This is a genomic window from Flavobacterium sp. (assembly GCF_049590715.1).
Taxonomy (GTDB): Bacteria; Bacteroidota; Bacteroidia; order Flavobacteriales; family Flavobacteriaceae; genus Flavobacterium.
Genome location: NZ_JBAWDL010000253.1, coordinates 1 through 7,403 on the forward strand (window position 1 = coordinate 1; position 7,403 = coordinate 7,403).

The 7,403-nt window shown below is 33.6% G+C and carries 5 protein-coding genes; 1 reads left to right on the forward strand and 4 read right to left on the reverse strand.

Features of this window, described 5'->3' with window-relative positions; all coding sequences use genetic code 11:
* Positions 1-20 precede the first annotated feature (20 nt).
* Positions 21-1,127, reverse strand: a complete 1,107-nt coding sequence (locus WBQ70_RS11660; RefSeq protein ID WP_423914358.1) for an ISAs1 family transposase — start codon at positions 1,125-1,127, stop codon at positions 21-23.
* A gap of 272 nt (positions 1,128-1,399) precedes the next feature.
* On the reverse strand, positions 1,400-2,125 hold the full coding sequence (locus WBQ70_RS11665) for a hypothetical protein (protein WP_423914360.1): 726 nt from the start codon (positions 2,123-2,125) through the stop codon (positions 1,400-1,402).
* Positions 2,126-2,380: 255 nt separating this feature from the next.
* On the opposite strand from WBQ70_RS11665, the gene WBQ70_RS11670 reads away from it, so the two are divergent.
* Entirely contained in the window at positions 2,381-3,268 is an 888-nt protein-coding gene (locus WBQ70_RS11670; protein WP_423914362.1) for a carbon-nitrogen hydrolase, read from the forward strand.
* 591 nt (positions 3,269-3,859) lie between these two features.
* Here WBQ70_RS11670 and WBQ70_RS11675 read toward each other — a convergent pair.
* Together WBQ70_RS11675 and WBQ70_RS11680 are read right to left on the reverse strand one after the other, a co-directional pair.
* Entirely contained in the window at positions 3,860-6,196 is a 2,337-nt protein-coding gene (locus WBQ70_RS11675) for an ATP-dependent helicase (RefSeq protein ID WP_423914365.1), read from the reverse strand.
* Between the two features lie 266 nt (positions 6,197-6,462).
* On the reverse strand, positions 6,463-7,403 hold a 941-nt coding region (locus WBQ70_RS11680; protein WP_423914367.1), incomplete at its 5' end, for an o-succinylbenzoate synthase.

Here is a 7,403-nt window from a genome sequence, read left to right on the forward strand (position 1 = left end):
CAGGGCAAACGCATGAGTTTTTAATTAATGCCTAATAATTTTTCAAGATATCCATTACTCCATCCAGCTTTAAGACGTTTTCCTTTAATTCCTAATTTTGAAGAATTGTCATTCTTCAAAATATTTAGTGCTATTTTAGTAATTAATGAAAAGTTTTGTGCTGCATTTTCAGTTCTTTTTCTACTCATATCTTCATTAAAAGCAACGTCAAGAGTCCAATGCAATTTATTTTCTATACTCCAATGTGACCTTATTACTTGTTGAAAAAAATCAGCATCTTCATTTGAACTTGATATGTAATAACGTGTAAATTGTTCTGTTTGTTTGTCGCTGTTTTTAAATTCACGGATACTTTCTATCCTAACAACACTTTTTAAATTTTTCCATTTACCTTGGCTTTCAATATGTTGAAAGCTATTTATTACACTGCATTTTCTAGTTTCTATTCTTCCGTGATCTAAATCCACAGTTTCAGTATTCCTAATATCTTTTGAAAATCTGAATTCATCTTCAATTTCTTCCAATAGTTTAGCCTGATTAGCTTTTACAGCTAAAACATAATCTGCTTTTTTTTCAATTATCTTATCAGCAATTTCAGTCTGACATCCCATAGCATCAATAGTTATGATGCAATTTTCAATTTCAAGCAAATCTATTAATTTAGGTATAGCTGTTATTTCATTTGATTTTTCATTCACTCGTAATTGCCCTAAAACCATGTTGCTTTCGCAGGACCATGCACTAACCATATGAAAGGCTGATTTTAATCCATGACTTTTTGCACCTCTAATTGTTTTGCCATCAAGATTTACAACTCCCTGTATCCCTTTATCTTCAATTAAAGAATTAACCCATTCTCTAAAACAATTTTCTAATTTAACTGGTTCAATACTACTTATGACTCGATTATAGGTGTCATGGGAAGGAATTCCTTTGTCAAAATTTAGAAATGTGGATAGCCATTCTTCTTTTTCTACACAATATTCTTCTATTTCATTCCAAGTATTTGCTCCAGAAATTACTGAAATTATCGACGAAACAAGTATGCTGTTTAAATCGTAATCATTGCTTAAAACTCTTCTATTATCTTCTATTTTACTAAAAATAGATATTATTTTACTCACCATAAAAACACTTATACTACTGATTAATAAGTGTTTAATATAGTGAAATAAATACAATTTAACAAGTTATTTCTTGCTTATATTATATGTTTTTTAATAAAACTCATGCGTTTGCCCTGACTTTCGGTGCAGCGATTTGTTTGGTTCAATTTAAATTTATTAAAAAAATATACTCATTCCTTATATTTATAAAAGCAATTAAATTGAAAACTATCATAAAGTATACAATGTTAAAATAACAAAGAGAAAAATGGAGCATCTCTCATTAATTAGTCTTACAATTTAGTAAAAATAGCAGAGTCTACAGTAGTATTCACCACAACATTTTTTGGACCACCAGCACCTTTACTCCTATCGAAGGATAATAAAATCATACCTGTTTTTTGATAATTGTCCCAAGCTTTGGTAAACTGTGGCTCATTGTCATTAAAATTTTTAAAGAACGACCATTGTTTGAGTAAATGATCTTCTTGATCTACATAAACCCAATATTTATTATTTGGAGTAACCCCCACGGCATTAAAAGTCATTTCCAAGATATCGGCCATTTTCCCGTCGGGAAGTTTAGCTGTTTTGACATATTTTAAAGTTACTCCTGGATCATGTAGTTTCCATGGCATAACCAGCCAATACGAATCGTTAATCCACCAGTTTTTAGCTTGGTTTAGTAATTTCTTAGTGTTTACTTCGTTTTCAACAAGATGTCCATTTGCATAAGCTTTTCCTTTTAAAGTATTTATATTCATTAAAATACATTGATTATCCTCAGTGCTTTCTATACGAACATCTCCCGTCCATTTGTCCCAATACATTTTTCTTTTTCCAAATTCCCATTGTATAAAACGAGTGTTGTTATAGTTTTCTATGCCTCCCATCGCTGTTAGCATCTGGCTAACAATAGAATTTGTTTTATCCGAATCAGATTGAGCTACTAAAACAGGGCTAGCTAAAAGAATTAAAAACAGCAGGATAACTGCTTTAATGTTGAAATAAGATTTCATATTATTGGGGTTATTAGTTCAAATGAAGTACAAAAATAGGTTAATTCTATTAAACTAAACAGTTATAGGTTCAAAGTCATTAACAGGTTTTATTCTCTTTGTTAAATTTAGTAATTATATAATTTTATGGTATAAAATTTTAATCTGGTACACACAAAGTTGATCGTTATTGATTATTCTATTCGGAAAAAATTACATACAACACTAGTAACACTCTTTATAAAATCCTTATTTTTGCAGTCTAAATTTTATACCATGTCAAACAAAAAATATAAAATAGCGGTAATCCAATTGAATCTAAATGATGTTGCCGAAAACAACTTAAAAAAATGCATCAGTTGGGTACGGGATGCTGCCAGTCAAGGAGCTGAAGTTATTTCGCTACCTGAATTATATAGTAGTCATTATTTTTGTCAAAGTGAAGATGTCGATAATTTTTCGATCGCTGAGCCTTTATACAGTACATCTTTTATCGCATTTAGTGAATTAGCTAAAGAATTAGGAGTGGTTATTATTGTGCCTTTTTTCGAAAAAAGGATGGCAGGTATTTACCACAATAGTGCTTATATTATTGATACAGATGGTAGTGAAGCTGGGTTATATCGAAAAATGCATATTCCAGATGATCCTCATTTTTATGAAAAATTCTACTTTACTCCAGGAGATTTAGGTTTCAAAACAATTCCGACACAAAAGGGAAAAATAGGAACGCTAATCTGTTGGGATCAATGGTATCCTGAAGCGGCACGTTTAACAGCGCTTAAAGGAGCTGAAGTATTGTTTTACCCAACAGCTATTGGATGGCATCCACAAGAAAAAGATCAATACGGTGAAAACCAATATGGCGCTTGGATGAATGTTATGAAAGGACATGCTGTAGCCAATGGTGTGTATGTTGCGGCAGCAAACCGAATTGGTTTAGAACAATATATTGAGGGGACAGCGGGAATAGAATTTTGGGGTGCTTCGTTTATCGCTGGACCACAAGGAGAAATTTTAGCGCAAGCTTCACACGATAAAGAAGAAATTTTGATTGCTGAAGTAGATTTAGATTTACAAGAAAATGTACGTCAAAATTGGCCCTTCTTTAGAGATAGAAGAATTGATGCTTTTGGAGACATTACTAAAAGAGCAATCGATTAAAGTTTACTTAGGAACAGCTATACTGTTCAAAACAAATAGGAGGTGATTATATTCCTATATATCAAAGATTCACAAAGAAAAACATTTAGAAGTGTATACTATTTTTATTCTTCGTGAATCTTTGTTTTTACCATTTAGCTTCATAATTGCATAAGATATTTTGGGGTATTTAAGTAATCTTAAAATATATTAGTTTATTTTTTTTTTGCTTTTTACAATTCCTCGTTCTCCAAAATCAATAGGGTATCTAGTCCATTTTGACAATTCCTGTTCTGTAATACACCTCCGGTTCGATAAGCAGAAAATTTTCATTGTTCTACCCCTAAAATTCATCGGGATTATAGGATTGTTTTCTAATAATGGTTCATAAAATTCCTCATTACTAGTAACTTTCACACCTCTTTTATAACTCCAATGCATATTTTGTCTTGTATCGTAAAAACGTTGCCTCCAAACATTTTTTTTTCAACAAAATCAATATTTGCTACAATAAGTTGTTTTTGAATCCTCAAGGATAAAATTTCGTCCTAATCCCTATCTGTTGATTTAGAAGCATTTCATTAACTTTAAACCTACACTTTTAAATAAGGATTAACCAATAACATCCAATTTTGCAAAGCGCAATAATAGTTTCTTGATTCCTCCTACTTCAAACTTGATTTCGGCTTTTTTATCTGCTCCAACTCCTTCAATACTGATAACGTGCCCTCTACCAAAGCGTTCGTGCATGACTAAATTTCCAGCTACCAAATTATTATCAAACAAATTAGCTGTTGCAGCAGGTGTTTTTCCAGTCATTGGCTTTAACTTTCTAACATTCACCTCTGATTTAGGTTCATTATTAGAGTTGTATTTTGTCGGTGGAGTTCCACTAGCAGGTTTTGACAATCTAAACTTAGATTTATCTACATCGTCAAAAATATCTTTATCGATCATCGATTTGTAACGGTAATTACTTTCGGCTGGAGTAAGATATTCTAAAAACTGGCCGTCAATTTCTTCAATAAAACGCGAAGGCTCACAATCCGTTAGTTTCCCCCAGCGATAGCGCGATTGCGCATACGTCAAATACGCTTGATGCTCAGCACGAGTAAGGGCAACATAAAATAAACGTCGCTCTTCCTCTAATTCCGTTCGAGTACTCATACTCATTGCTGATGGAAATAAATCTTCCTCCATACCTACCACAAAAACATGTGGGAATTCTAATCCTTTAGCCAAGTGAATTGTCATCAATCCCACACGATCTTGATCACTGGTATCATTATCTAAATCAGTAGCAAGAGCAACATCTTCAAGAAATTCAGATAAAGCACCACGGGCGCCATCAATTTCCTTTTGTCCTTCGGTAAAATCTTTGATACCGTTTAGTAATTCTTCTATATTTTGAATACGCATCATCCCTTCTGGAGTAGCGTCTTTCTTTAATTCTTGAACCAATCCAGTTTTTTTCGCCACATGATCCGTCAAGTAAAAAGCATCTTGATTTTCATTAATCACTTGGAAACTGCGAATCATCAATACGAAATCTTTCAATTTTTGCTTCGTTCCCGAGTTGAGTTTTAAGTCGATTTTATCAATGTTTTGCATTACTTCAAAAATCGAACGCTTGTAATGGTTGGCTGCTACTGTCAATTTCTCGACCGTAGTGTCTCCGATTCCTCTAGCTGGGTAATTGATAACACGCACTAAAGCTTCCTCATCCTTTGGATTGATTACTAAACGTAAATAACACAATACATCCTTGATTTCTTTTCTTTGATAAAAAGACAAACCACCATAAATACGGTATGGAATATCTCTTTTTCGCAATGCATCCTCCATGGCACGGGATTGTGCATTGGTACGATACAAAATTGCGAAAGAACCATTATTGAGTTGGTTTTGCATTTTTTGTTCGAAAATTGTACTTGCCACAAAACGTCCTTCCTCAGCATCCGTCATACTACGGTGTACTTTTATTTTAGGCCCTGAATCGTTTGCTGTCCAAACAATTTTATCCAGTTTGACTTTGTTTTTATCTATAATAGTATTGGCGGCTTCTACAATGTTTCGAGTCGAACGATAATTTTGCTCTAGACGATAGGTTTGTACACCATGGTAATCTTTTTGAAAGTTCAAAATATTATTGATATTCGCACCACGAAAGGCATAGATACTTTGTGCATCATCACCCACCACACAAATGTTTTGAAATTTATCTGATAAAGCTCTTACGATTAAATACTGAGAGTGGTTTGTATCTTGGTACTCATCCACCATAATGTAACGAAAACGGTTTTGATATTTTGACAAAACCTCTGGAAAACGAGTCAGTAACTCATTGGTTTTCAATAACAAATCATCAAAATCCATCGCTCCCGACTTAAAACAACGGTCTACATAATTTTGATAGATTTCGCCCATTCTAGGCTTTTTTGCCATCGCATCTGCTTCTTGCAAATCTGGGTCATTATAATACGCCTTTACCGTAATCAAACTGTTTTTAAAAGTCGAAATTCGGCTCAAGATTTGTTTTGGTTTATAAATATCTCTGTCCAACTGCATTTCCTTGATAATTCCTGAAATACAACGTAACGAATCCTGCGAGTCGTAAATTGTGAAATTTGAAGGATACCCTAATTTATCTGCTTCCGATCTCAATATGCGGGCAAAAATAGAGTGAAAAGTCCCCATCCAAAGGTTTTTGGCCTCACTAGCACCTACAATAGAAGCAATACGTTCTTTCATCTCACGAGCTGCTTTATTAGTAAACGTCAGCGATAAAATATTAAACGCATCCACACCTTGATGCATTAAATACGCTATTCTGATGGTTAATACGCGTGTTTTACCAGAACCAGCACCCGCAATAATAATCATCGGACCTTCTTTTTGCAGTACTGGGAGTTGTTGGGCTTCGTTGAGTTGGGAAATGTATTGTTGCATGAAAATTCTATTTATGCAAAAATAAGGATTTAAGAGCCAAGGCAAACGCACGAATTAAAAAAAATAACCACAAATTCACAGTTTTATTTTCCCTAAACTTTATTTTAAGTTTCTAACCTTAAAAATTTGTGGTAATTCCTCTTAAAGCGGTTTATTTACAATCAAAATTATAATAAAATTGTACATCTTCGGTTAAAGAAAAGAATATGATTGGTCAGAAATAAGAATTTCTATATTATAAATTCATTGTTAAAACCAAAATCTAATCAAGTAGAAAGCATATCAAAATCAAACGTCCAATCCACATTTTGATTGTACCACAATTTACCTTCCATAACCGTCAATGGACATTCAAAGTTATTCGTATAAAGCGCTCCAGTCCCTAATCCTTGCGGCATCGAATTATGTAATAAATACGTCCATTGTGCGATAGCATTCAATCCAATATTACTCTCCAAAGCAGAGGTTATCCACCAACCAATTTCATACTTTTCGGCCAGCATAATCCACTCCATTGTTCCTTTAAAACCACCCACAAAACTAGGCTTTAAAATGATGTATTGTGGCTTAATTTTTCGCAACAATACTTCCTTCTCCTCCACAGAAAACACTCCAATCAATTCTTCATCCAGCGCAATAGGAAAAGGAGTCTCATTGCAAAGCTCTGCCATCCTGTCAGTGTTGTGTTTCTTAATAGGTTGCTCAATACTATGAAGCTTAAATTCAGATAATTGCTTTAACTTATTTAAAGCTTCATTTAAACAAAAACTTCCATTAGCATCTACCCTTATTTCCATCTTATTCGGTGGGAAATGAGCACGTATAAAGCGTAACAACTGCAGTTCTTTGTCAAAATCTATCGCTCCTATTTTTAGTTTAATACAGGTAAACCCTTGCTTGATTTTTTCATTGATTTGGTCCATCATAAAATCGGCGTCACCCATCCAAACCAAGCCGTTAATTACTATCGGTTTTCCCTCATTAGTAAAGGCTGACGGAAACAGTAAAAATGGTGTTTCACTACTCAAAGAACGAAAAGCCATTTCAATACCAAATTGTATAGATGGGAACTCTAACAAAGCATTCCACAAAGCCTCTTTACCTAGCTGGATATTGTCACACGTCCATTGTAATTTTTCTTCATAATCCGGACGATCATCCGCACTTAAACCTCTTAAGATTCCGCACTCTCCTATTCCTTTTTTAC

Coding starts and splice junctions, on each gene's coding strand:
- WBQ70_RS11660 (WP_423914358.1), bottom strand. CDS start 1,127: ATGGTGAGTAAAATAATATCTATTTTTAGTAAAATAGAAGATAATAGA.
- WBQ70_RS11665 (WP_423914360.1), bottom strand. CDS start 2,125: ATGAAATCTTATTTCAACATTAAAGCAGTTATCCTGCTGTTTTTAATT.
- WBQ70_RS11670 (WP_423914362.1), top strand. CDS start 2,381: ATGTCAAACAAAAAATATAAAATAGCGGTAATCCAATTGAATCTAAAT.
- WBQ70_RS11675 (WP_423914365.1), bottom strand. CDS start 6,196: ATGCAACAATACATTTCCCAACTCAACGAAGCCCAACAACTCCCAGTA.